This is a genomic window from Nitratireductor sp. ZSWI3 (assembly GCF_024655565.1).
In the GTDB taxonomy this organism is placed as follows: domain Bacteria; phylum Pseudomonadota; class Alphaproteobacteria; order Rhizobiales; family Rhizobiaceae; genus Nitratireductor.
The window spans coordinates 25,608-50,541 of the sequence record NZ_JANKOF010000001.1; the positions used below are offsets into that span (position 1 = coordinate 25,608).

At 65.8% G+C, this 24,934-nt stretch carries 23 protein-coding genes; 14 read left to right on the top strand and 9 right to left on the bottom strand.

Translation table 11 applies throughout. From position 1 onward, the window contains the following. Nucleotides 1–14: 14 nt before the first annotated feature. Genes NUU27_RS00105 through NUU27_RS00125 form a run of 5 tightly spaced genes read left to right on the top strand, consistent with a single transcriptional unit; the run spans nucleotide 15 to nucleotide 4,993 of the window. Entirely contained in the window at nucleotides 15–809 is a 795-nt protein-coding gene (locus NUU27_RS00105; protein WP_257760210.1) for an ABC transporter ATP-binding protein, read from the top strand. Then, nucleotides 802–1,518, top strand: a complete 717-nt coding sequence (locus NUU27_RS00110) for an ABC transporter ATP-binding protein (protein ID WP_257759992.1) — start codon at nucleotides 802–804, stop codon at nucleotides 1,516–1,518. Before NUU27_RS00105 ends, NUU27_RS00110 begins: the two co-directional genes overlap by 8 nt. A 4-nt stretch (nucleotides 1,519–1,522) precedes the next feature. Then, nucleotides 1,523–2,410, top strand: a complete 888-nt coding sequence (locus tag NUU27_RS00115; RefSeq protein ID WP_257759993.1) for a branched-chain amino acid ABC transporter permease — start codon at nucleotides 1,523–1,525, stop codon at nucleotides 2,408–2,410. Between the two features lie 58 nt (nucleotides 2,411–2,468). After that, nucleotides 2,469–3,389: a branched-chain amino acid ABC transporter permease gene (locus NUU27_RS00120; protein ID WP_257760211.1), complete on the top strand. Its 921-nt coding sequence runs from the start codon at nucleotides 2,469–2,471 to the stop codon at nucleotides 3,387–3,389. Nucleotides 3,390–3,394: 5 nt separating this feature from the next. Further along, nucleotides 3,395–4,993: a GMC family oxidoreductase gene (locus NUU27_RS00125; protein ID WP_257759994.1), complete on the top strand. Its 1,599-nt coding sequence runs from the start codon at nucleotides 3,395–3,397 to the stop codon at nucleotides 4,991–4,993. Between the two features lie 189 nt (nucleotides 4,994–5,182). Here the strand turns inward: NUU27_RS00125 and NUU27_RS00130 are convergent, their stop codons facing one another. Then, complete coding sequence (locus NUU27_RS00130) at nucleotides 5,183–6,031, bottom strand: MurR/RpiR family transcriptional regulator (protein ID WP_257759995.1); 849 nt, start codon at nucleotides 6,029–6,031, stop codon at nucleotides 5,183–5,185. A 153-nt stretch (nucleotides 6,032–6,184) separates the two neighbouring features. Here NUU27_RS00130 and murA point away from each other — a divergent pair, with 153 nt between their 5' ends. The 9 genes from murA to NUU27_RS00175 all read left to right on the top strand — a co-directional run bounded on the left by murA (nucleotide 6,185) and on the right by NUU27_RS00175 (nucleotide 16,976). Further along, entirely contained in the window at nucleotides 6,185–7,441 is a 1,257-nt protein-coding gene (gene murA / locus NUU27_RS00135) for a UDP-N-acetylglucosamine 1-carboxyvinyltransferase (RefSeq protein WP_257759996.1), read from the top strand. Between the two features lie 19 nt (nucleotides 7,442–7,460). After that, on the top strand, nucleotides 7,461–8,351 hold the full coding sequence (locus NUU27_RS00140; protein WP_257759997.1) for an N-acetylglucosamine kinase: 891 nt from the start codon (nucleotides 7,461–7,463) through the stop codon (nucleotides 8,349–8,351). 215 nt (nucleotides 8,352–8,566) lie between these two features. Further along, nucleotides 8,567–9,511, top strand: coding sequence for an N-acetylmuramic acid 6-phosphate etherase (gene murQ, locus NUU27_RS00145; RefSeq protein WP_257759998.1), 945 nt, complete (start codon nucleotides 8,567–8,569; stop codon nucleotides 9,509–9,511). A gap of 65 nt (nucleotides 9,512–9,576) precedes the next feature. After that, nucleotides 9,577–11,100 carry an ABC transporter substrate-binding protein gene (locus NUU27_RS00150; protein WP_257759999.1) on the top strand — a complete coding sequence of 508 codons (1,524 nt, stop codon included), beginning with the start codon at nucleotides 9,577–9,579 and terminating at the stop codon, nucleotides 11,098–11,100. A gap of 155 nt (nucleotides 11,101–11,255) precedes the next feature. After that, nucleotides 11,256–12,215, top strand: coding sequence for an ABC transporter permease (locus tag NUU27_RS00155; RefSeq protein ID WP_257760000.1), 960 nt, complete (start codon nucleotides 11,256–11,258; stop codon nucleotides 12,213–12,215). Then, complete coding sequence (locus NUU27_RS00160) at nucleotides 12,215–13,054, top strand: ABC transporter permease (RefSeq protein WP_257760001.1); 840 nt, start codon at nucleotides 12,215–12,217, stop codon at nucleotides 13,052–13,054. The genes NUU27_RS00155 and NUU27_RS00160 overlap by 1 nt, the downstream gene beginning before the upstream one ends. Continuing rightward, the gene (locus NUU27_RS00165) at nucleotides 13,051–14,793 is read left to right on the top strand and encodes an ABC transporter ATP-binding protein (RefSeq protein WP_257760002.1); all 1,743 of its coding nucleotides are present in this window, start codon (nucleotides 13,051–13,053) and stop codon (nucleotides 14,791–14,793) included. The genes NUU27_RS00160 and NUU27_RS00165 overlap by 4 nt, the downstream gene beginning before the upstream one ends. Nucleotides 14,794–14,821: 28 nt before the next feature. Beyond that, nucleotides 14,822–15,838 (top strand): serine hydrolase, encoded by a 1,017-nt coding sequence (locus NUU27_RS00170; RefSeq protein WP_257760003.1) that lies wholly within the window; start codon nucleotides 14,822–14,824, stop codon nucleotides 15,836–15,838. A 10-nt stretch (nucleotides 15,839–15,848) separates the two neighbouring features. Then, the gene (locus NUU27_RS00175) at nucleotides 15,849–16,976 is read left to right on the top strand and encodes an anhydro-N-acetylmuramic acid kinase (protein ID WP_257760004.1); all 1,128 of its coding nucleotides are present in this window, start codon (nucleotides 15,849–15,851) and stop codon (nucleotides 16,974–16,976) included. Here NUU27_RS00175 and NUU27_RS00180 read toward each other — a convergent pair. The 8 genes from NUU27_RS00180 to NUU27_RS00215 form a co-directional block, all read right to left on the bottom strand. Then, on the bottom strand, nucleotides 16,973–17,413 hold the full coding sequence (locus NUU27_RS00180) for a GNAT family N-acetyltransferase (RefSeq protein WP_257760005.1): 441 nt from the start codon (nucleotides 17,411–17,413) through the stop codon (nucleotides 16,973–16,975). The two genes, NUU27_RS00175 and NUU27_RS00180, sit on opposite strands and share 4 nt — an antisense overlap. A gap of 67 nt (nucleotides 17,414–17,480) precedes the next feature. Then, nucleotides 17,481–18,209, bottom strand: coding sequence for an SDR family NAD(P)-dependent oxidoreductase (locus tag NUU27_RS00185; protein ID WP_257760006.1), 729 nt, complete (start codon nucleotides 18,207–18,209; stop codon nucleotides 17,481–17,483). After that, the gene (locus NUU27_RS00190; protein WP_257760007.1) at nucleotides 18,209–19,018 is read right to left on the bottom strand and encodes a cyclase family protein; all 810 of its coding nucleotides are present in this window, start codon (nucleotides 19,016–19,018) and stop codon (nucleotides 18,209–18,211) included. The genes NUU27_RS00185 and NUU27_RS00190 overlap by 1 nt, the downstream gene beginning before the upstream one ends. Further along, complete coding sequence (locus tag NUU27_RS00195) at nucleotides 19,015–20,274, bottom strand: SDR family NAD(P)-dependent oxidoreductase (RefSeq protein WP_257760008.1); 1,260 nt, start codon at nucleotides 20,272–20,274, stop codon at nucleotides 19,015–19,017. Before NUU27_RS00195 ends, NUU27_RS00190 begins: the two co-directional genes overlap by 4 nt. Next, a complete protein-coding gene (locus tag NUU27_RS00200) occupies nucleotides 20,271–21,452 on the bottom strand; it encodes a thiolase family protein (RefSeq protein WP_257760009.1) in 1,182 nt (393 codons plus the stop codon). The genes NUU27_RS00195 and NUU27_RS00200 overlap by 4 nt, the downstream gene beginning before the upstream one ends. Further along, a complete protein-coding gene (locus NUU27_RS00205) occupies nucleotides 21,452–23,089 on the bottom strand; it encodes an AMP-binding protein (RefSeq protein WP_257760010.1) in 1,638 nt (545 codons plus the stop codon). The genes NUU27_RS00200 and NUU27_RS00205 overlap by 1 nt, the downstream gene beginning before the upstream one ends. Nucleotides 23,090–23,102: 13 nt before the next feature. Continuing rightward, nucleotides 23,103–23,585, bottom strand: a complete 483-nt coding sequence (locus NUU27_RS00210; RefSeq protein WP_257760011.1) for an aromatic-ring-hydroxylating dioxygenase subunit beta — start codon at nucleotides 23,583–23,585, stop codon at nucleotides 23,103–23,105. Then, nucleotides 23,585–24,916, bottom strand: coding sequence for an aromatic ring-hydroxylating dioxygenase subunit alpha (locus NUU27_RS00215; protein ID WP_257760012.1), 1,332 nt, complete (start codon nucleotides 24,914–24,916; stop codon nucleotides 23,585–23,587). Before NUU27_RS00215 ends, NUU27_RS00210 begins: the two co-directional genes overlap by 1 nt. Nucleotides 24,917–24,934: the final 18 nt, after the last annotated feature.

A 24,934-nucleotide genomic window follows, 5' to 3' on the forward strand; every position in this document is an offset into this window, starting at 1 on the left:
CGACGGCTGAAATGATGAATGCGCAGGCCGTTGCCGGCGGCGCGGGCGTCGATGCAGAGCCGCGGGTGGTCTTGTCCGCCCGCGGTTTGCGGCGCGACTTTGCCGGCTTCGTCGCCGTGAAGAACGTCGATCTGGACGTTCATCATGCGAAGATTCACGCACTGATCGGCCCCAACGGGGCCGGCAAGACCACGGTATTCAATCTTCTCACCAAGTTTCTGGCGCCCAGTGCCGGCCGGATCGAGCTTCTTGGACGCGACATCACCCACACGCCGCCCGCCAAGGTGGCGCGGCTTGGGCTGGTGCGTTCGTTCCAGATCTCGGCGATCTTCCCGCATCTGACGGTGCTCGACAATGTGCGCGTCGCGCTGCAGCGGCCGGGCGGGCTCGGCTATCAGTTCTGGCGCTCCCTGGGCGCCCTCGATCTCCTGACCCCGCGCGCCGAGGCCCTGCTCGAGACGGTCGGCTTGCAGAACGAACGGCACAGGCTTGCTGCCGATCTTTCCTACGGGCGCAAGCGGGTGCTGGAGATCGCAACGACATTGGCGCTCGATCCAAAGGTCCTGCTGCTCGACGAGCCCATGGCGGGCATGGGCCACGAGGATGTCGGCATCGTCGCCGAGATCATTCGCGACGTCGCCCGGGACCGCGCCGTGCTGATGGTGGAGCACAATCTCAAGGTGGTCGCCGATCTGTGCGATTGGATCACGGTCCTGCAGCGCGGCGAGATCATCGCCGCCGGCGACTACGCGACGGTCAGCCAGGACGAGCAGGTGAAGGTGGCCTATATGGGGACGGCCTATGACTGACCGGCAGGCAAGCCCGCTTCTGAAGGTTCGCGACCTCAACGCCTGGTACGGAGAAGGTCATGCGCTGCACGGGGTGAGCCTCGATGTGATGCGGGGCGAGACCGTGACGCTGCTCGGACGCAACGGGGTCGGCAAGACCACCACCTTGCGGGCCATCATGGGCATCATCCGCAAACGCAAGGGCGTGATTGAGTTCGGCGGCCGCGACCTGATGCACACGCCTTTGCACCGCACGGCGCATGCCGGGCTCGGCTTCGTGCCCGAGGAACGCGGCATCTTCTCGACGCTCACGGTGGAGGAGAACCTTATCCTGCCTCCCGTCGTCTCCGATGGCGGCATGAGCATCGCGGAGATATTCGACCTGTTTCCCAACCTCAAGGAGCGGCGCAACAGCTCCGGCACCAAGCTTTCGGGAGGTGAACAGCAGATGCTGGCGATCGCCCGCATGCTGCGCACCGGGGTGAAGCTGCTGCTGCTCGACGAGCCCACCGAGGGTCTTGCCCCGGTGATCGTCGAACGCATCGGCGAGGTGCTCGCCACGCTCAAGGCGCGCGGCATGACGATCCTGCTGGTCGAGCAGAATTTCCGTTTCGCCAGCCGCATCGCGGATCGCTTCTATCTCATGGAACACGGCAGGATCACCGTCGACTTCCCGGTCGGCGAGCTGGAGGAGCGCATGGCCGTGCTGCATGAGGTGATTGGAGTTTGAAGCCATGACCATGATTTTCGGGATTCCGATCCAGGCCCTCCTCGGGCAGCTGCTGGTCGGCCTCATCAACGGCTCCTTCTATGCCATGTTGAGCCTCGGGCTTGCCATCATCTTCGGCCTGCTGCGGGTCATCAATTTCGCGCACGGCGCGCAATACATGCTCGGCGCCTTCGTAGGCTATCTGCTTCTGGCCTATCTCGGCATCGGCTACTGGCCGGCGCTGATCCTGGCGCCGCTGATCGTCGGTGTCACCGGCATGATCATCGAGCGGCTGGCCCTGTCGAGGCTGTACAATGTCGACCCGCTCTACGGTCTGCTGTTCACCTTCGGCCTCGCCCTCGTCATCGAAGGAGCGTTCCGTTATTTCTATGGCGTCTCGGGCCAGGTCTACACACCGCCGTCGCAGCTTACCGGCGGCACCAATCTCGGCTTCATGTTCCTGCCGAACTATCGAGGCTGGGTCGTCGTCGCCTCGCTCTTCATCTGCCTCGGCACCTGGCTCCTGATCGAGAAGACCAAGCTTGGCGCCTATCTGCGGGCAGCGACGGAAAATCCGACGCTGGTGCAGGCCTTCGGCGTCAACGTGCCCCTGCTCCTGACGCTGACCTACGGCATCGGCTCGGCGCTGGCCGGCCTTGCCGGCATCATGGCCGCGCCCGTCTATCAGGTGAGCCCGCTGATGGGGTCGAACCTCATCATCGTCGTCTTCGCCGTGGTGGTCGTCGGCGGAATGGGGTCGATCCTCGGCGCCATCGTCACAGGATACATGCTGGGTCTCGCGGAGGGTCTGACCAAGGTGTTCTATCCGGAAGCCTCGAACATCGTCATCTTCGTCATCATGGCGATCGTACTGCTTGTCCGGCCTGCCGGCCTGTTCGGAAGGGATGCGTGACATGGCTGCTCTGACGACAAGCGGTATCCGCAACAGGACCCGTGCGCGCACGGAATGGATGCTGGTGGGGGTGGCGGTTGCCGCGCTCCTTGCCGCCCCCTTCTTTCTTTATCCGGTCTTCCTGATGAAGATGTTGTGCTTCGCGCTGTTTGCCTGTGCGTTCAATCTTCTGCTCGGCTTCACCGGCCTGCTGTCCTTCGGCCATGCCGCCTTCTTCGGCGGCGCCGCTTATTTCACAGCGCATGCGGTCAAGGAGTGGGGCTGGACTCCCGAGGCCGGCATCCTCCTCGGCGTCGCCGGCGCGGCGCTCCTCGGGCTGGTGATGGGCTTCTTCGCCATCCGCCGGCAGGGCATCTACTTCTCCATGATCACGCTCGCGCTGGCGCAGATGTTCTACTTCTTCTGCCTGCAGGCTCCGTTCACGAAGGGCGAGGACGGCATTCAGGGCGTGCCGCGCGGCCATCTCTTCGGGTTCATCGACCTCGGCCTGTCGCTGAACATGTACTATTTCGTGCTCGGCTGCTTTCTGCTCGGCGCCTTTGCCATCTGGCGCATCGTCAACTCGCCGTTCGGCATGATCTTGAAGTCGATCCGGGAGAACGAGAATCGCGCCACCTCGCTGGGATACAGCGTGGCCCGCTACAAGCTCGCCGCCTTCGTCATGTCCGCAGCCCTGGCGGGCCTTGCCGGCGCCATGAAAGCTCTGGTTTTCCAGTTCGCCACGCTCACCGACGTCACCTGGCAGATGTCGGGCGAGGTGATCCTGATGACCCTGCTCGGCGGCATCGGAACGATGCTCGGTCCGATCATCGGTGCCGGGCTGGTCGTGGCGCTGCAGAACTATCTGGCAACGTCCGAGTTCCCCGTCACGATCATCACCGGGGCGATCTTCATGATCTGCGTCCTGCTCTTCCGGCGCGGCATTGTCGGTGAGATCCAGGCGCGCCTCGCGCGTGGCGGTTCCGGGGAAGAAGTCTGACCGCCATGACCGGGACTTTCGACTACATCGTCGTCGGCGCGGGAACGGCCGGCTGCCTTCTGGCAAACCGTCTGTCGGCCGATCCGAACGTTTCCGTCCTCCTGCTCGAGGCGGGAGGGCGCGACAATTATGCCTGGATCCACATCCCGGTCGGCTATCTCTACTGCATCTCCAACCCGCGCACCGACTGGTGCTTCACCACGGAAGCGGAAGCCGGGCTTGGCGGCCGCTCGCTCGCTTATCCGCGCGGCAAGGTGCTGGGCGGCTGTTCGTCGATCAACGGCATGATCTACATGCGCGGCCAGGCCCGCGACTACGACCAGTGGCGGCAGATGGGCTGCACCGGCTGGGGCTGGGACGACGTGCTCCCTTATTTCCGCAAGCCGGAGGACTATTATCGCGGCGCCGACGAGATGCACGGGGCAGGCGGCGAGTGGCGCGTCGAGGAAGCGCGCGTGCGCTGGGACATCCTCGACGCCTTCCAGGACGCCGCCGAGGCGTTGGGCATTCCGCGGGTCGACGATTTCAACCGGGGCAGCAACGAAGGCTCGTCCTATTTCAAGGTCAATCAGCGCGGCGGTGTGCGCTGGAACGCCTCGAAGGCTTTTCTGAAGCCGGTCCGCCATCGCAGGAACCTGCGCGTCGAGACCGGCGCACATGTGCGCACGCTGCTCTTCGAGGACGGTGCCGTGCGCGGCGTCGCCTATGACCGGGACGGGACGGCGCAGGAGGCGCGCTGCCGGCGCGAGGTGGTGCTGGCGGCCGGCGCCATCGGCTCGCCGCACATCCTGGAGCTCTCAGGCATCGGTCGTGGCGCCGTGTTGCAGAACGCCGGCATTCCGGTCCTGAAGGAGCACCGGTCTGTCGGCGAGAACCTGCAGGATCACCTGCAATTGCGTTGCGCCTACAAGGTGTCGGGCATCCGCACGCTCAACGAGCAGGCGAGCCGCCTGGCCGGCAAGGCGGCGATCGCGCTGGAATATCTTGTCAGCCGCTCCGGTCCCATGTCGATGGCGCCGAGCCAGCTTGGCCTGTTCACGCGCTCCGATGCGTCGCGCGAGACGCCCAACCTGCAATATCACGTGCAGCCGCTGTCGCTCGACAAGTTCGGGGAGCCGGTGCATCCCTTTCCGGCGTTCACCGCAAGCGTGTGCAATCTACGGCCCGACAGCCGCGGCTCGGTGCACGCGGTTTCCGGAGACTTCCGCAAGCAGCCGGCGATCCGCCCCAACTATCTGTCGACGGAGAGCGACAGGCACGTGGCCGCCGATGCCATTCGGCTCACCCGCCGCATCGTCGCGCAGCCCGCCCTACAGCGTTACGCGCCCAAGGAGTTCAAGCCGGGAGATCGCTATCAGAGCGAGGAGGAACTGGTGGAGGCGGCCGGCCAGGTGGGGACGACCATCTTCCACCCCGTCGGAACGTGCCGTATGGGCGTCGATCCGGATGCCGTCGTCGATCCGCGGCTGCGCCTGCACGGGGTGGCGGGGTTGCGCATCGCCGATGCCTCGGTGATGCCCACCATAACCTCCGGCAACACCAACTCGCCGACGCTGATGATCGCCGAGAAGGCGGCAGACATGATCCTCGCGGACGCGCGCTGAAGATTTATTCCACCACCGCGCTTTCGTTGCCGAACCCCCGGGCTTCAAGGATGCCGAATGTTTCAACCGCTTTTTCAAGCGGGAAACCGGCGTTGCTCCCGGCCGCCTGCGCAGGGAGGCCGTGCGGCGCAAGTCGAAGAGCGGGGAGTCTTTTGCTGCCTGGCCTTGAGGCCGACGCAGCAAGTGGAGCTACAGTTTCAGGACCGCCACCGAGGCTTCGCTGTTGTGGACATACTCGTTCGCGTCGGGCTGGCGCTGGACCAGAAGGAGAAAAAGCAGATCCGTCAGGGCCAGTTGCGCGTCGCGTGCAGTGATCGCAGACGACCGCGCGCGTTCTTCGTCGGCCACGGTGTGCAGACGGATGTCGGCGGCGCCCATTAGGGGATTTTCCTGCAGCCGCGTGACGGAGATGACGGTCGCGCCGCGCTTGCGCGCCAACTCCGCGATGCGCAGGGTCTCGATGCTCTTGCCGGAATGGGAAAGCGCAAACAGGACATCCTCCCGTCCGAGCGCCGAGACGCTGCCCATCTGCACATGGCTGTCGCTGTCGTGAAACGCATATCGCCCGAGCTTCTGCAGCTTGTAGGTGAGATCGCGGGCGACCAGCGAGGAGGCGCCGACGCCGGCGATATGCACGCGGCGAGCCCGGTTGAGTGCCGCAAGCGCCCTGCCGATCTCGGTTTCGCTGTTGGCGGCGACCGTCTCCTGCATCGACAGGAGCTTGCTGCCGATCAGCTTCTGCAGGACCACGGCATAGCTGTCATCGACCTCGATGGTGCTGTGGATCATCTCGGTCGGAACGTGCCATTCCTGTGCCTTCGCCTTGCTGACGGCAAGCTTCAGGTCCTGATATCCCTCATATCCGAGCTTCTGGCTGAACTTGACCACGCTCGACTGGCTGCGCCCGGTTTCTGCGGCAAGCGCGGCGGACGACAGGCGCAGCATCCTATCGGGATTGTCGAGAATGAACTGCCCGATCTGGCGATCGGCCGGCGCCATCGACTCCAGTTTCGCGCGGATGACCTTGAGAATCGACATGCATTCCTTTCACAGCTGCGCGCACCGGCCTGCGCCGAATGCCGATGGGAATAATATATTCCGTTGAGCAATGCGACAATGGAATATACCAATAGTGGCCTTCAATGCGGCGGCCCACGGGGTGGCCGCCATCATATCGGAGGGGTTGCGGCCATGGACAGATTGCGGATCGTCGGCGGAGGCAGGCTGCAAGGCACGGTAACGATCGCCGGCGCGAAGAACGCTGCGCTCCCGCAGATCGCCGCCGCGCTGCTCAGTCCTCATCCGTTGGAGCTTACAAACCTTCCCCAGGTCTCCGACGTCGACAACATGCTGAGCGTGGCCCGGCTTTACGGCGCCCGCGTCGAGCGCAATGCGCATTCGACGACGATCGATGCCGGCGACATCGTATCGCGTGAAGTCAGCTACGATACGGTGCGGCGCATGCGGGCGACCGTTCTGTTTCTCGGGCCGCTGCTGGCCCGCTTCGGCGAGGCGCGGGTCTCGCTGCCCGGCGGATGCGCGATTGGCGCGCGGCCGGTCGACATGCACATCGATGCGCTCGCCACGCTGGGAGCGGAGATCGTCATCGAGAACGGCCTTATCGTGGCTTCCGCGCGCGGCGGGCTGAAAGGGGCGCGTATCCTGCTTGGCGCGCCTTCCGTCGGGGCGACGGAAACGGCGCTGATGGCCGCCACCATGGCCGTCGGCGAGACGGAGATCGTGAATGCCGCGCGCGAGCCGGAGGTTGCCGATCTGGCCGCCTGCCTCACCGCGATGGGGGCCGAGATAGAAGGCGCCGGAACGCACCGCATCCTGGTCCAGGGTCCGACCGGATGGCAGCCGGCGAAGCATCACGGCATCGCCGACCGCGTCGAGGCCGGCACCTATGCGGTCGCTGCTGCGATTACCGGCGGCGAGCTGGAATTGACCAACGCCCGCATCGAGAACCTCGCCGCGGTGATCCAGGTTCTGGAGATCATGGGGGCGAGCGTCCGGCCAAGCAATCGCGGCCTGGTGGTCGCGCGCGGCGGCCCGTTGCGCGCCGCCGATATCGTCACCGAGCCCTATCCAGGCTTTCCGACCGACCTCCAGGCGCAGTTCATGACACTCGCCTGCTGCGCGGCGGGCACCTCGCATATCCGCGAGACGATCTTCGAGAACCGTTTCATGCACGTGCCCGAGCTGGTGCGGCTGGGCGCCGACATCGCGCTGCAGGGGACGGCGGCCACGGTGCGCGGCGGAGCGGCCCTGAAGGGGGCGCAGGTGATGGCGACGGATCTGCGTGCCTCCGTCTCGCTCGTTCTGGCCGCGCTGGCTGCCGAGGGAGAAACGATCATCAACAGGGTCTATCATCTGGACCGCGGCTACGAGCAGATCGACAGCAAGCTCGCCCAATGCGGTGCCGAGATCGAAAGGCTGCGCGACTGAAGCCATGACTGAGACAGCCATGACCGAAACGGCAGAAGACAAGGGCTATTTTCTGGGCGTGGACGGCGGCGGGACCGGGTGCCGCGCGCGGATCGAGGACGCGGCGGGAACCGTGCTCGGGCAGGGCCTTTCCGGCCCCGCCACGACCCGGCTCGGCATCGAGGAAGCGTGGGCTTCGGTGTCGCGCGCCTTCGGCGCGGCCATCGCCGAGGCGGGACTGGATGCAGCCGGCATCGCCCGCATCCATGCCGGCGTAGGGCTTGCCGGCATGACCCGCAAAGGATCTCTCGAGGCGCTGCGCCGGCTTTCCCACCCGTTCGCCAGCATCGATTTCGTCAGCGACGGCATCGGTGCCTGTCTCGGGGCGCATTCGGGCCTCGACGGGGCGATCGTCATTGCCGGTACAGGCTCCATCGGTCTGGGCATCGTCGGCGGGCGCGACCTGCGCATGGGAGGCTACGGCTTCCCGATCTCCGACGAGGGCAGCGGAGCCGATATCGGCCTGATGACCTTGCGGCTGGCGCTGCAGGCGCATGACGGGCGCATCGAGAAGAGCCTCCTCCTGGCGGAAGTCCTGCAGCGCTTCGGCGACGATCCCGCCGAGGTCGTCCAGTGGATGGACCGGGCGACGGCCACCGACTACGCGACCTTTGCGCCGATGGTGCTGCGCCACGCCGACCAGGGCGATGCGGCCGGACGGCGCATCGTGCAAACGGCGGCGGGGCAGATCGACATGCTGGTGCGCGCGCTGTTCGACCAGGGTGCGCCGCGGGTGACCCTGCTCGGCGGTCTCGCGGGACCGCTGGAACCGTGGTTGTCGCCGGACGTGCGCCGCCGCCTGAAGCCCGCCGACGGGGATGCCGTCTCCGGTGCGATCATCCTGGCCAGGAGAGCGGCCGGGGCACTTTGAGAGCTTCTCTCGAGCCGACATTAGGAATACATTATTCCAAATGGCGATTGACGGTGGGAATTTTCAATTATAATCCTTTGCGGATACGACAGGGAAGGCGCGATAAACAAAAGGCAGCGCCGCACGGGTTCACCGGCTCTCGACCGACGGTCGCGAGCGGTATTTTGACGCCATTCCCTTTGCACGTCTGAGCATCCGAGTTTCGGGAAGAAGTCATGAATGAAAAAGCGTTGATGTCAGAGCTGGAAAAGCTGGTGTCGGAGGGCCGGAACCCGAAGACGATGCACATCGACCTTCAACAGACCCCGGCAATCCTCAAGCTGATCAACGATGAGGACAAGGGCGTTCCGCATGCCGTCGAGCAGGTGATCCCGCAGATCGCCGCCGCCGTCGACAAGGTCGTGGAAGCCTTTCGCAACGGCGGCCGTCTGATCTATATGGGGGCCGGCACGAGCGGTCGGCTGGGTGTGCTCGACGCCTCGGAATGCCCGCCCACCTTCAGCGTGCCGGAAGACATGGTGTTCGGCCTGATCGCCGGCGGTCCCGAAGCCCTGACGCATGCCGTCGAGGGGGCCGAGGACGACCCGGCGCAAGGACGCGAGGCCTTGCGGGAGGCCGGCCTTACGGCGCGCGACGTGGTTGTCGGCATCGCCGTCAGCGGACGCACCCCCTATGTCATCGGCGGTCTGAACTATGCCAGGGAGATCGGTGCGACGACCGTCGCCCTGTCGTGCAATCCCGATTCGGTGATCGGCGGCATCGCCGACCTGGCGATCGCCCCCGTCGTCGGTCCGGAGATCCTCACGGGCTCGACGCGCCTCAAATCCGGCACCGCGCAGAAGCTCATTCTCAACATGCTGACCACGGCCAGCATGATCCGCATGGGCAAGATCTACCAGAACCTGATGGTCGACCTGACGATCAGCAACCAGAAGCTCTTCGCCCGTGCTTCCCGCATCGTCATGGAGGCGACGGGCTGCACGCTCGACGAGGCGAAGGGCTATCTGCAGAGTGCCGACAACGACGTGAAGCTGGCGATCATGATTGCCCTGACGGGGTTGGAGGCGGAGGATGCGCGGACGGCGCTCGCCGATGCCGGCGGGTTCCTGCGCAAGGCGATCAACGAGAGACGGCCTGAGGCTGCGCAGGATTGGAAGTAAGTATGGGGCGGGCGAACCGGCCGGTTCGGACGCGGAGCAGTCCTTGTTCTCAGAGGGAGAAAAACATGGGTAAGTCATTTTCTGGAAAGCTGATATGCGGCGTTGCACTGTCCGTCGCGCTGGGTGCGGCGGGCTTTGCCGTGCCGGCCGCCGCCGCCACGCTGCGCATGGCCTGGTCGCAGGACGCGACAGGCCTCGACCCGCACAAGCAGACGGCCTTCTCGTCGCTGCGCCTTCTTGAGCTGATTTACGAGCCTCTCGTGCGCCTCGACGACGCGTTGAAGATCGTGCCCGCCCTGGCGCAGTCCTGGGAGTTTTCGCAGGATTCCAAGACGCTGACCTTCAAGCTCGATCCCGACGCGACGTTCCAGAACGGCGACAAGGTGACCTCGGCCGACGTCAAGGCCTCGTTCGAACGCCTGATGGCCGAGGAGACGGGTGCGGCGGCGCGTGCCAACTTCCTGTCGATCGCCAGCATCGACACGCCGGACGAGACGACCGTCGTCTTCAATCTGTCGCAGCCCGACGTGCCGCTTCTGACGGCAATGACGAACATCAACGCGGCGGTGGTTCCGGCGAGCGAGATCGCGGCCGGCACGATCGGCACCAAGGCCATCGGCTCCGGACCGTTCAAGCTCGACAAATGGGAGCCGAACGCCAAGGAGGTGCTGAGTGCCAACAAGGATTGGGCCGGCGGCGAGACCTCCATCGACGGCATCGACATCAGCGTGCTTCCGGACGAGACGGCGATCCTGGCGGCGCTGCGCGCCAAGCAGGTGGATTTCGCACTGATCAACGACCCTCTGGTGGCAACGCTCGTTCCCAACGAAGCCGGCCTCCGGCTCGACCGTACCCCGGTGCTCAACTACCATGTCCTGCAGTTGAACCCGTCGCGCACGCCGATGACGGAACTCGGCGTGCGTCAGGCGATCTCCTGCGCCGTCGATCGCCAGGATGTGCTCGACACCGCTCTGCTCGGCGAGGGCAAGGTGACCGGTCCGCTCACCATGCCCGCCTATGCCATCGACCCGTCGCAGCTCTTCTGCTACGAGCGCGATCTCGACAAGGCGAAGCAGCTGATGGCCGATGCCGGCTATGCGGACGGATTTTCCGCCACGGTGATCGCCGCCACCGGCGAGCCGCCCACGGCCGCGGCGGAGGCGCAGGTCCTCCAGTCCCAGCTCGCCGAGATCGGCATCAAGCTCGACATCAAGCTGATGGAACTGAACGTCTATGTCGACACCTGGCTGAAGGGCGATTTCGACATGGCGGTGGCGCTGAACGGTGGCCGCGCCGATCCCTATTCCATGTACAACCGCTACTGGACGAAGGCCGGCAATCTGCAGAAGGTGGCCAATTACATCGACGACACGCTCGACGATCTGATGCAGCAGGGCCGTGTGGAGAGCGATCCGGAAAAGCGCCGGGAAATCTTCGCGGCCTTCGAAAAGCACCTTGCCGAGGTGTCGCCCTGGATCTGGCTCTACACGTCCTACAGCTACACCGCGCAGCAGAACAATGTGGAGGGCTTCGTGCCCACCCCGACCGGATCCCTGTTCGGATTGAGCAAGGTTTCGGTAGCGAAATGAAGAATGGCGGGGCCGCGCCTGACCGGTGCGGCCCACCAGGCGCCCCCGTGGCGAGCGTGTCGAACCGCGCCGGCGGGATAGAGGGCGGCGGCGCTTTGAATTGAACGCCAGGGCATGAGACAATTGCAGTTGGAAGGACGCGGGGTGGCCGCTTCATGAACTATCTGACCCGACGGCTGGTGACCTTTCCGCTGGTCATGCTTGGGGTGTCCGTCCTCGTGTTCATCTCGATCCGTCTGGTTCCGGGCGATGCCATCACGGCGATGCTCGGAACCGAGGCCGGACTTTTGACGCCCGAACAGCGCGCTGCGCTGGAAGCCTATTTCGGCATAGACCAGAGCTGGCCCGTTCAATACGGACGCTGGCTTCTGGGGGCGCTGAAGGGCGATCTCGGCATCTCGGTGACCTTCGGCAAGCCGGTGCTGGACGTGATCCTGGAGCGCTTTCCGCTGACGCTGGAACTCGCGCTGCTCTCCATGGCCATCGCGCTGCTCATCGGGCTTCCGGCCGGCGTTTTCGCCGCCACCCGCAACGAGAAACCGTCCGATCTCGGCGTACGCATCTTCGCCATGATCGGTCAGTCGACGCCGAATTTCGTCGTCGGGCTTCTGCTCATCTACATCCTGTCGGTCGGCTTCGGCGTGCTGCCGGTCATGGGAGCGTTCACGCCGCTCTTCCAAGACCCTCTGGAAAATCTGGGTCAGCTCATCCTGCCGGCGCTGACGCTCGGTTTCGCCTTTGCGGCGTCCGTCACGCGCATCGCGCGCTCGGCTATGCTCGATGTGCTCAGCGAGGACTACGTGCGCACCGCCCGAAGCAAGGGCGCTCCGGCGATGAGCGTGCTCTGGCGCCATGCGCTGCCCAACGCCCTCATTCCCGTCGTCACGCTGAGCGGTGTCGAGTTCGGCTATCTGCTGGGCGGCGCCGTCATCGTCGAGCAGATCTTCGCGCTGCCGGGTCTCGGCCGCATGGTGCTCGACGCCATCCTGCAGCGCGATTATGCGCTGGTGCAGGGCAGCGTCCTGTTCATCGCGCTCAATTTCATGATCGTCAATCTTCTCGTCGACCTCGCCTATGCGATGCTCGATCCGCGCATCCGACTGGGAGATCGCTGATGCGCATTCTCCGGGCCATCTTCACCCATCCGAGCGGCCGCATCGGTGGAACCATCGTCGGCCTCTATCTCGTCGTCGCAATCCTCGGTGCTCTGGGCTTCACACCGCATGACCCGCTGATGCAGTTCCGCATCGATCGCCTGCAGGCGCCCGATGCCGTCCATTGGATGGGCACGGACCTTTTCGGACGCGATGTCGCAAGCCGGTTGATGGTGGGCATCAGCCAGTCCTTCGTCGTCGCCTTTGCCTCCGTTGCGCTCGCTGCCTCGGCGGGCGTCGTGCTGGGCCTTGCCGCCGCCTGGTCCGGCAAGGGCTGGGACGGTCTGATCATGCGCATCATGGACGTCCTGCTTGCCTTTCCCGCGATCCTGCTCGCCCTGCTCATCATCGCGGTCGTGGGGCCGGGCACCTGGACCAGCGTCATGGCGATCGCCATCGTCTACACGCCCATCTTCACCCGTGTCGTGCGGGGTCCCGCCCTGTCGCTCAAGACCCGCGATTTCGTCGATGCCGCCCGCACCTTCGGCAGCAGCCGATACTACATCCTGACGCGTCATCTGATGCTCAACCTCGTCGCCCCGCTCACCGTGCAGGTGACACTGGCGCTCGCCTGGGCGCTTCTGACCGAAGCGGGCTTGAGTTTCCTCGGCCTCGGCACCCAGCCGCCGGCCTCCTCGCTCGGTTTGATGCTCAGCGACAGCCGCAACCTGATGGAAATGGCGCCCTGGCTGCTCGTCTTCCCGGGTCTGGCGATCATGATCGGGATCCTGGGCTTCAACCTCCTGGGGGATGCGCTGCGCGACATTCTCGATCCCAAGACGCGGAGGGTTGCCGCATGACACCGCTGCTTTCCGTTTCCGATCTGCATGTCGGTTTCGGCCGCGATCCGAGGGCCAGCGAGATCGTCCGGCGCGTGAGCTTCGACCTCGCCGCCGGCGAGACGCTCGCCATCGTCGGCGAAAGTGGCTCGGGCAAATCCGTCACCGCCCTGTCGATCAATCGTCTGGTCGATTACGGGGGTGGGCAGATCACCCGTGGGTCCATCGCCTACACGCGTGCCGACGGCAGGACGCTCGATCTGGCGCAGGCCTCCGAACGAGAGCTGACGAAGATCCGCGGCGGCGAGATCGGCATGATCTTTCAGGAACCGATGACCTCGCTCAACCCGGTGCTGACCATCGGTGAGCAGATCGAGGAATCGTTCCGCCTGCATCGCGGCCTGACCGGCCGCCAGGCGTCTGCGGCCGCAAAGGACGCGCTTGACCGCGTGCGTATTCCCGACGCTGCCCGACGCCTGAAATACTGCCCGCACCAGCTTTCCGGCGGCATGCTGCAGCGGGTGATGATCGCCGCGGCGATTTCCTGCAATCCGCGCCTCTTGATCGCCGACGAGCCGACCACGGCGCTCGACGTAACCGTGCAGGCGCAGATCATGGCGTTGCTCGCCGAACTGAAGCGCGAGACCGACATGGCGATGATCTTCATCACCCACGACATCGGCCTCGTCGCCGGCATTGCCGACACGGTGATGGTGATGCAAAGCGGAGAGGTCGTGGAGCAGGGCAGGCTCGATACGGTCCTCGATACGCCGCAGCACCCCTACACCAGGCATCTCCTGAGCGCCGTTCCGCATTTCGAGGCCGGCCGCGCGGCGCGAACCGATTTTCGCAGGCCCGACACGCCGGCGGCGCCGGCCTTGAAAGTCGAAGGGCTGACCGTGCGTTTTCCGGTGACGAGCGGATTGTTCCGCCGCCAGACAGGGGCTGTGCACGCCGTCGACGGGGTCGATTTCGATCTGATGCCGGGCGAGACGCTCGGCATCGTCGGGGAAAGCGGCTCCGGCAAGTCTACCACGGCGCGCGCCATCCTCGGCCTCGTGCCGCCGACCAGGGGGCGTTTTTCCGCCAACACGAATCTGCGGGAAGGCCAAGGGTCTTCGGCCGTGCAGATGGTGTTCCAGAACCCTTACGCTTCGCTCAACCCGCGCCTGCGCGTCGACAGCATCCTCGCCGAGCCGGTGATCGCGGCCGGCCGGCGCGTCACCGCGGAAACGACGCAGCGAATGACGCAGCTTCTGGAGCGCGTCGGCCTGCCGAAGGACGCGCTGCAGCGCTACCCGCATGAGTTCTCGGGAGGCCAGCGGCAGAGGCTCTGCATCGCCCGCGCCCTGATGCTCAACCCTTCGGTGGTCGTGCTCGACGAAGCGGTGTCGGCGCTCGACGTCTCGGTGCAGGCAAAGGTCCTGCAGCTTCTGGTCGAGCTGCAGCAGGAATTCGGCCTTGCCTATCTGTTCGTCTCGCACGACATGGCGGTGGTGGAACGCATCGCGCACCGGATCGCCGTCGTCTATGCCGGTCGGATCGTCGAGATAGGTGATGCGACCTCTATCCTTTCGAAGCCGAAACATTCCTATACGAAGCGACTGATCGCCGCCGTGCCGAGCATAGACCGGCGGCACCAGACCTTCGATCTCGACACCCGGCAGGTTCCCTCGCTCGTGCGCCCGCTCGGCTACGAGCCGGACCCTGCCGCGTGGCAACGTTACGGGCCGGATCACAAGGCGCTTGCGGAGGCCTGAGTCGGTGAATGGAGGAGGAGGGAACCACGTGTCTGCCGGCCATCCGTTGACGCCTCTCCTCGAGCGGGCTTTCGAGCCTGTCGAAGCCGCGGTGCAGGCGGCGCGCATCCCCGGCGCCGTGTTCGGTATCGTCGATAGGGGCGGTGCCCGTCTCGTGCGGGCGACCGGCTGTGCGCAGACCGTGCCGGAACGGCGGGCAATGCGCGAGGACACATGGTTCGATCTCGCATCGCTGACCAAGGTGATCTTCACGACCCCCCGCATCCTCGCCTATGCACGCGATGGCGTGATCGATCTCGACGCGCCGCTGGTCTCGGTGCTGCCGGATCTGCGCCAATACGACCCGACCGCCTGGGAGCGGAAGGTCACCTTCCGCGAGTGCCTCGGCCATCAGACGCCGTTTCCGGCGGTCGAGCCGATCTACACCTATGGCCGCGATCCCGAGCTTCTGCGGGCGTTCGTCCTGCAGCGGGAATGGCGGCGGCTGACCAACCCCGTCTACTCCGACATCAACTTCATCCTGCTCGGCCTTGCCATGGAACGGCTGGAAGGAAAGCGGCTCAGGGATTTCGATTCCGGCCCGGGCTTCGCCTTCTCGGCCGCGCCCGAGGTCGCGGCGGCGACCGAGGACTGCACCTGGCGTCATCGCATCCTGTGCGGCGAAGTCCACGACGACAACTGCTCCGCCCTGGAGGGAGCCGGCCATGCCGGCCTGTTCGGCACCGCCGATGCGGTCCTCGATTTTGCGAAGTCTCTCCTGGAGAAGGATGCGGCCGGCGATCCGCTGGTGGCACTGATGCGGACCCCGCTCTCCGAAAACCGCACGCATGGCTGGGAGCGACCCTATCCGCAGTGGCACGGCGGCACGCTCGCCAGCCCCGGCACCATCGGCCATACCGGGTTCACCGGCACCGCGCTGTGGGTCGATTTCGACCGGGGCCGCGCCTGGACGCTGCTCACCAACCGCATCCACCCCACAAGGCATTTCGACAGTGGCATTTTTCCTCTGCGCCAGGCCGTCTGCGATCTCGTCAATCAAGTTTAGGACCTCGACCATGGGACAACAGTTCGAACCAATCTGGGCCGTCGGCCTCATGACCGGGACCGTTCTCGACGGCAACATCGATGTCGCGCTCCTGAAGACGGATGGCGAGCGGGTGGAGCGCTTCGGCGCCTATACGCTGGCGCCTTATCCGCGCGCCACGCGGGATCTCCTGGAAGAGACGTTGCAGCAGGCGCGTGCCTGGAACTTTGAGGGGCCGGATCCGGCCATCTTCCGCGAGGCGGAGGAGGTGTTGACGCGCGCCCAGTCCGAAGCCGTGCGCCAGCTGGTCGAGAGCGCCGGCCTGGCGATGGCCGACATCGGCATCGTCGGCTTCCACGGTCAGACGGTCCTGCACCGCGCCCCCCGGCCCGGATGCCTCGGCGAGACCCGTCAGCTCGGCGATGGCGCTTTGATGCAGTCCATCCTCGGCTGCAAGGTGGCTTACGACTTCCGTTCCGCCGACATGCGGGCGGGCGGGCAGGGGGCTCCGTTGTCGGCCGCCTATCATGCCGCGCTCCTGCGCGATGTGGATGCTTCGGGCGAAACCGCCGTCCTCAATCTCGGCGGGGTCGCCAACGTCACCTGGTGGGACGGCGCGGACCGGGTCATCGCCTTCGACACCGGCCCGGCCAATGCGCCGATCAACGATTTCGTCAAGGGTCTCGGTCTTGGCGATATGGACCGGGACGGTGCGCTGGCGCTCTCGGGCACGGTGGACGAGGCGCGGCTTTCGCGCCTGCTCGAGCACCCCTACCTCGCCGCGCCCTATCCGAAGTCGCTCGACCGGTTCGATTTCGGCGCGTCGATGGCCGACGGGCTCGATGCCAAGACAGGGGCGGCAACCCTGACCGCGTTCACCACCTCGGCCGTCGGCAAGGCGCTCGACCTCCTGCCGAAGCGGCCCCGCCGCCTCGTCGTCTGCGGCGGCGGGCGTCACAACCCGGCGATCATGGAGATGCTCGGCGTGCGGGCCGGCGTCGAGGCGGTCCCCGCCGAGACGGTGGGCTGGCGCGGCGATGCCATCGAGGCGGAGTGCTTTGCCTTCCTTGCCGTGCGCGTGCTCCGGAACATGCCGATCAGCTTCCCGACCACCACCGGCGTGCCCGAGCCGATGCGCGGCGGCCGGCTTGCCGGCTAATCCTCACCCGGTCCCGGCTGCAGCCTCTTTTGCAGGAAGGTGCGGCTGCGTCCGGCAGGAAAGTCCTCGAGCGCACCGAAAGGCTCATAGCCCTGTCTCTTGTAGGCCTTGGCGGCGTTCGGATTGAACGTGTCGATGAATGCGCCATGGCAACCGCGGCGAACCGCTTCCCGCTCCGCCGCCTCCAGCATTCTGCCGGCCATGCGCTGGCCGCGCAGGCTCTCCGACACCCACAGCCACTGCACATAGAGCCAGCCCCAGGCGGTGTAGCCCGACACGCCGGCGGCGATCTCGCCGGCCTCGGTGCGCACGAAGACCGCCAGCGGCGTCTTGCCGGACGGGCCGACATCGCTGTCGTTGAAGGCGGAAAGGCTTTTCTCAAGAAACCGCAGATCCTCGACGGCGGGAGCCTGCGTCGTTTCGATCCTCACGGTCATGCGGAACCTCTATGAAGCGGGCTTCAGCCCGTATTGCAGATCTGGTGCAAACCTCGGCTCGCGCCGCTCAGAGCTGCAGGCTGCCGACGCTGGCGCCGCCGCAGACATAGAGCGTCTGCCCGGTGACGAAGCCCGATTTCGGATCGGCGAAGAACATGAAGGCGTTGGTGACGTCCTCGGCGACGCCGAGGCGGCCGACCGGGATGCGGGCGGCCAGATCCGCCTCCTGCGCACTGCCCTTCGGGATGATGCCCCAGAAATTATCGGTCAGGATCGGCCCCGGTGCGACCACGTTCACGGTGATCTGGTGCGGCGCGAGCTCCAGGGCCCAGGTGCGCGCCATGCCGATCATGCCGGCCTTGGACGCGCCATAGGCCGTGCGGGTCTTGGCGCCGAGCGCCGCCCGCGATCCGTTGAAGAGAACGCGCCCAAACCGGCGCTCCTTCATGGCCGGCAGGAAGGCCTGCAGCAGCGTCAGGGCCGAGCCGAGGTGAAGCTGCGCCAGCCCGGTGATGTCCTGCGGCTTGACGTCCTCGATCAGGTTCGGCCAGATCAGGCCGGCATTCTGCACGAAATGCGTGACCTGGTGTGCGGCTGCGATCTCCCTCGCCGCCTCTGCGACTGCAGCGGCATCCAGCAGATCTGCTTCCACCGAGCTCAGGCGCGGATGCGTGAACTCCGGGGCTCGGCGGGCCACCGAGACGACGCGGTATCCTTCGTCGAGCATTCTTTGGGCGAGATTGGCGCCGATCCCCTTGTTGCCGCCGGTGATCACGGCGGTGAGGTCCTGATCCATCAGTCCGACTCCCTGTTCGGCACAAGGGCAACGACGCGCAGGGGGCTGCCGGTGCCATTCTTGATCTTCAGCGGTGTGGCGATCAGCATGGCGCCCGTCGCCGGCAGCCGGTCGAGATTGTTGAGGCATTGCAGGCCATAACGGCCCGCCCCGTGAAGGTAGTGGTGAGCCGGATAAGGCGGCGTGTAATGGGCGCCCTGGCCGGCGTCGGTGCCCACCGTTTCCGTGCCGAAGCCGCGTATGCCCCGCTCATGGACCAGCAGCCTGACAGCCTCGGGGGTCGGGCCCGGCGAATGGGCGCCGTCCTCGCGCATGTTGAGATAGGCGGCGCCACGCCGCTTCGACCAGTCGGTGCGCATCAGGACCCAGCTCTCCTGCGGAATGCGGCCGTGCTCTGCCTCCCATGCCGCGATGATCTCCGGCGTCAGCTCGAAATCTTCGTTCGCCTTCGCGCCTTCCGAGCAGTCGATGACGCAGACCGGGCCGATGAAGCGTGCGGCGGGGATCTCGTCGACGCTGCCGTTCGGCACGTCGCGGCCGGAGATCCAGTGCGAGGGCGCGTCGAAATGCGTCCCCGTGTGCTCGCAGCAGGTGAAATTGTGCCATTTCCAGGCCGGGCCGCGATGATCGTAGGCCGAGATCTCCTCCATGCGGAAACGGGCGCACTGGCCGAATTCCGGCGGCAGGACGATGACCGGAAAATCCTGGTCGAGCGTGTGGGTGAGGTCGACGACCTCGATCGCGCCCGAAGCGAGCGCCAACGCCAGGTCGCCGATGAGGGCGGCGGGGTTGGATGTCTTGGCCGTCATGCGCCGCCTCCGTCGGTTTCGCTCATCTCGCGTTCGAGGATTTTCGGGCCGGCGCGCCAGCGGTCGATCAGGTCCCGCGCCACGTCGCCGACGAAGACGTCTTCCAGCCCGTCTTTCAACCCGGCGACGACCGCTTTTGCCAAGACGGAAGGCGCGACCTTCGGCGGGGGAAGGGGCTGATGCCAGTCGTCGTCGGTCGGTCCGGTGTAGACGTTCATCACCCGAACGCCGCCTGGCCGCATCTCGGCGCGCAGGCACTGCGACAGCGACCAGGCGGCGGCGCTCGCCGCCGAGAAGGCTCCCAAGGCCGGCAGGTTCGCATAGGCATACACCGACAGGATGTTGACCCAGGCGGCGGCGCTGTTCTGCCCGTCGGCACCGCGGCCGCGCATGGCCGGACCGAAGGCCTGGGCCAGCCGCATCAGCCCCAGATAGTTCACCTCCATCTCGTCGCGGGCGAAGATCGTGTCGCCGCGGTCCATGATGCCGCCGGGGCGCATGAAGCGCGCATTGTTGACGAGGATATCGGTCTTGCCGCCGATCTCACCGGCGAGCTCGGCGACGGATCGCGTGTCGGTGACGTCGAGCGGCACGAGCTCGACCCCGGGAATGGCGGCCAGCGCCGCGCGGTGCGGATAGGGCCGCCAGCCCTCCGCCTCGCCGAGGAAGATGATCGAAGCCTCGGCTTTCGAGAATGCCTGCGCCAGCGCAAGGGCGTTTTCGCTGCGTGCATCGGTGATCAGCACGCGGCGGAACTTCGGGTTGGCCGTCAGTTCGCGCAGTTGCGGGTCGTCTTCCATGTTCTGCGTCCTCTCGGCGGGCAGGGCGAACAGCACGCCCTGTCCCGACTTGTCGAGCCTGTTGATGATGTGCACCGCGCCGCCCCGCGCCACATCGCCATGGACATGGCAGATGACCGAGGGGCCGGCGTCGAGCCTGACCGTGCCGACGCGCCAGGGTGTGCGCTCGCGGAAATAGGTGCTGGTGCTCGTGCGCACGGTCGTTTCCGCGATCAGCCGGCCGGCTGGCGGGATGTCCTTCCAGGGCAGGTCGGTCGAAAGGCAGGCGCTGCAGGCATCCCGCGGGGGATACTGCACGGCACCGCATTCGGCACAGACCTGCAGCATGAAGCGGCCTTCGGCGGCCGCCGCGGTCAGACCGAGCGCGGCCCTGCTTCTGGCGCCCGAAGGCAGCGTCTGCGTGCGGGTGCGCTTCTGCGGGTCCTTCTTGGGTGGCGGAACGATCGGCGAGGTCATGCCGCCCCCGAAATGATGGCCGCGTCGGAGCAGACGCCGCGGTCGAAATTGATGACGCCGAAACCCGAGACGAGGGCTGTCCTGGCGTCGGGCACCTGCGTCGGCCCAGCGGTTCGGATGACCTGGCGGATCGCTTCGACAAGTCCGATGAACCCGCCGGCCGCTCCCGCCTGGCCGGCCGAAAGCTGCCCGCCGGAGGTGTTGTGCGGAAAATCGCCGCCGATGGTCAGATCGTGCTGCCGCACGAACGCCGGCCCCTCGCCCTTCTTGCAGAAGCCGAGATCCTCCATCTGCATCATCGAGATGACAGGGTAATCGTCATAGGTCTGCAACAGGTCGATGTCGTCGGGCCTGGCATCGGCCATGGCATAGAGCTCGTCGACATCCATGGCCCAGCCGCCGCGCATCTGGATCGGGTCGTCGGGAAAGGCGTTGTGGCGCTCGATGGTGGAGCGGATGTGGGCATGAGGGAGACCCGCCGCGCGGGCGTCCTGCTCCCGCATCACCAGAAAAGCCTCGGCGCCGCTCACCGGCATGACGCAGTCGAACAGCGCGATCGGGTCGGAAATCATGCGCGCTTCCATGTATTGGTCGAGGCTCAGCGGGGTCTTCATCACCGCATGCGGGTTCTTCAGCGCATTGTCGCGCTGTGCGATGCAGATGCGTCCGAAATCCTCGCGCCTGGCGCCATAGCTGGTCATGTAGTGATCGGTGAGAAGCGCGAAGCAGGCGTTTGGTCCGCCCGCCCCGTAGGGATAGGAGGCGTCCTGGGCGAACCGGCTGAAGCTCGACAGCATGCGGCGGAAACTGTCCACATGATTGGTGTCGCCGGAGACGCAGGCCACCACGTCGGCATCGCCCGCCTGCACGGCGCGGGCGGCTCTGCGCAGGGCGGCAACGCCGCTCGCTCCGCCCATCGGGATGTGGTCCAGCCAGCGCGGCGTGAGCCCGAGATGCTGCGTGAGGCCAACCGCCGTGTCGGGAAACAGCGAGAAGCTCGCCACCGAAAATCCGTCGACATCCCGCAGCGTCATGCCCGCCGCCTGCAGTGACTGCCGCAGGGCGCGGGCGATCCACCAGTGGGCGGTTTCCTTCGAAAATCGCTGATAGGGCACGGTGGCGGGGGCGGCGAGCACGACGCCGTCATAGCTCTGGCGCCTGTGGCGACGTCCCGCCACTAGGCTGCCCGCCTCTTCTTCATGGAGCGCGTGTCGACCGTTGCCGGATCGCCGACGAGCTTCGCCACCAGGGTCTTCAGCTCGCCTCGCTGGATCTTCTGGGTGGAGGTCAGCGGCAGGCTGTCGACGAAGGAGAAATAGCCCGGCACCTTGTAATAGGCGACACGCTCCAGGCACCACTCCGCGATCGTCCGCGCCCGTGCCTCGCTGCGCTCGCCATCGACCACGATGCAGGCAAAGACCTCGTCGCCGCGCAGATCGTCGGCCACGGCGGCGACCGCCGCCGCCTTGATCTCGGGATGCTGCATGAGAAAGGATTCGACCTCCACCGCAGCGATGTTCTCGCCGGAGCGGCGGATGACGTTCTTCTTGCGGTCGACGAAGAAGAAGTCGCCGTCCTGATCGCGCATGACGACGTCGCCGGTGTGGAACCAGCCGCCTTCCCAGGCTTCGGCGGTGGCTTGCGGATTGGCGTGGTATTCGGAAAAGAATCCGAAGCGGGGATCTTCGCCCGCATGCCGGACGAGGAGTTCCCCGGGCTCTCCGGGTCTGGCTTCGCTGCCGCCTTCGGCGACGACGCGCGCCTCGATGTCCGGGCCAGGCCGGCCGAGACAGTTGGTGCCGCGCTTGCGCGGCTCGCGATTGGCGACGATCACGGCCCCGGCCCCCGTCTCCGTCATCGCCCAACCCTCGATCAGGGGGATGCCGAAGCGTTCTTCGAACGGTCCGTGCAGCTTCGCATCGATGCCGGCGCCGAAGCCGAAACGGACCGAGTGCGCGCGGTCTTCGGGCGAGGGGGCGGCTTTCATCAACATCGAGGGCATGACGCCGAGATAATGCAGGCAGGTGGCGCGGCTGTCACGCACGCTCTGCCACCATGTGCGCGGATGAAAACGGTCGAGCGCGGTCAGGCAGCCGCCCACCGTCACCATCGCCATCAGCGAATAGGCCATGGCGTTCATGTGGAAGATCGGCAGCGGCGTGATCATCCGCTCGCCGTCCTCGTTCATGGCGCACAGCCCGCCGGCCCGCGCATACCAGCCGCCCGAGTGCAGGAAATAGAGGTTCGAGAGCACGCAACCCTTGGGCTTGCCCGTGGTGCCGGACGTGTAGAGCATCGCGGCCTCGCGGGAGAGCGCAGCCGGCGATGACGCATTCTCATCGGAAACGGGCCGATCCAGCACGGGCGGGGCGGCCTCGGGTGTCGTGACCGGGAAGCCGACGCCCGAGGCACGCGATGCGCGTTCGAGGTCGGCAACGCGCGCTTCGATGGCCACCGCCAGGACCGGACGCGCGTGGCCGGCCATGTATTCGAGTTCCGCCGATTGAAGGTCGGGATTGATCGGCACGACCGAGAGACCCAGCGCGTTGAGCGCGAACCAGTGCAGGAAGAATGCGGGACGGTTCTCCATGAGGAGCATGACCCGCATGCCGACACGGTATCCCGCCTGCCGATAGGCGTCGCGCAACGCTTCCACCCGCTCGAGCGCCGCGCCGTAAGGGATCTCGCCGGCGGGAATGCCGTAGATGTCGGCGGTCTCCCGCATCACGTTGAGGAACGGGCGCTCCGGCCAGCGCCGGGCGGCAGCCTCGAATGCGGCAAAGACCGTGTCGAAGGGCGGGGTTTCGCTGGTCATGTGCCGGGCAGCCTCAAAGGAACATCTGGATGTTGCCGAAGGCGGCATCGGAATTCAAAAGGTCGACGCGCTTGTGCGTGATCTTCAGCCTGCCGTCGATGAGCTTCAGCTCGTGCCGCGCGGTCGCCGCGAGCAGGATCTGATCGTCGAGACGCGTCTCCACGTAGTGAAACGAGGTGTGGGTCGTGTATTCGCCCTTCTCGTCGTCCCGATGGTCGATGAAAGGACGCTGCAGGACGTGGTGGCAGCGCGTCTTCGGCTTCTGCGAGAAGGTGCGCTCGCCCTTGAAGCGCTCGATGCGCAGCTTGCGCATGAAGGCGTCTTCGTGCAGCAGGGACGTGACGTGCCTGTCGTCCTGCTGGTTGTAATCGAGCGGCATCCAGTAGAAGCTGTCGGGCGTCCACAGATCGAGCCATTCATCGAAGCGCCCGTCGTCCAGCATGCGCGCTTCCTCGTAGACGAAATCGATCAGGTCGTCGCGGGTCGGGAAAGCCATCACGCGTCTCCTCCCATCGTCATCGTCATGTATTTCGTCCAGGCGTGGAACTGGTTGCGCATCTGGCGCTCGGTGGTGCCGTTCTCGACGGCGATTTCATCAAAATTCTCGTCGGGCGCGTAGAGCCGCTGCACGTTGACCCATTCGAGCCCGTCCGAATGCAGGCCTTCCTGCGCCCGTTCGTACATCTCCAGGTCGTCATGGCCGACCATGGAGGTGGGCGCGTTGATCAGCCGGTTGTACATGGCGGTGCGCTCGAGCAGCATGTCGGGGGCGCCGACCAGCCGGTAGATGTAGCTTTCGACCAGGGTGCGGTTGGCGGCGACCGGCTTGAACAGGCGCAATTGCTGGATCGGCCCCTTGATCATGATGTTGGGGAAATAGACCGTGTTGTGACGGTTCTCGCCGAGAATGGCCCTGGCGCGTTCCTCGCCATAGGCCGCCACCATCTGCTCGAAATATCCGGGGATGGCCGAATAGTCGGAGTGTATCGAGTGATGCACGCCGGTGTGGCCGTGGCCGTTCGGCCAGGTGCGGATGCCCATGTTCTCGAAGAACTCGTAAGGGCTCATGAAGGGGGCGATGACCTCCATCGCCATGGGCTTCTTCGTCCCTTCCGGCTTTTCCATCTGCTCCCAGAGCTCGATCGCCGTGCCGGCCGAGCTCTCATGGGCCACCATCGGGTGGCAGGTGTCGGTCTGGTTCTCGACGAGCATCTTCCAGTTGCAGCGATGCATGTAGCGCAGCGGTGGGCCGGCGACCTCCAGCCGGCCCTCCGGCGAGCGGTCGACCATATTGTCGATGGAACTCAGCGATTGGCCGAAAAAATCTTCGAAGTCCGGGCCTTCCGCATTGAGGCGTGCGAAGACGAAGCCGCGATAGTTCTTCACCGCGCCGACCGGCGCCATGCCTTTGACGGATTCGCTCTCCTCGAGACCGGTGTCCTTGTAGCCCTTGCGCAGCGGGATCGCCAGAAGGCAGCCGTCGGTCTTGAAGGACCAGGCATGGTACGGGCAACGGAAGAACTTGCCCGTATTGCCCGCGCGGTCGATGGCGATCTTGGTGCCCTTGTGCGGGCAGCGATTGTGCAGGACGCGGATCTCGCCGTCGGTGTGGCGCACCATGATGACCGGCTGCGTGCCGATCTCGGTGGTGATGTAGTCGCCCTTGCCGGGCGTCTGGCTCTCGTGGCCGACGAACACCCAGGTGTTGGCGAAGAGATGCTTCATCTCCAGCTCGAACACCTCCTCGTCGATGTAGATATCGCGATGCACTTCGGTCGGCCGCACCAGGGCTTCGATGGCTCTGCGGTCGCTGGCATATCGGCTCATGGCTTGCGGGCTCCCTTG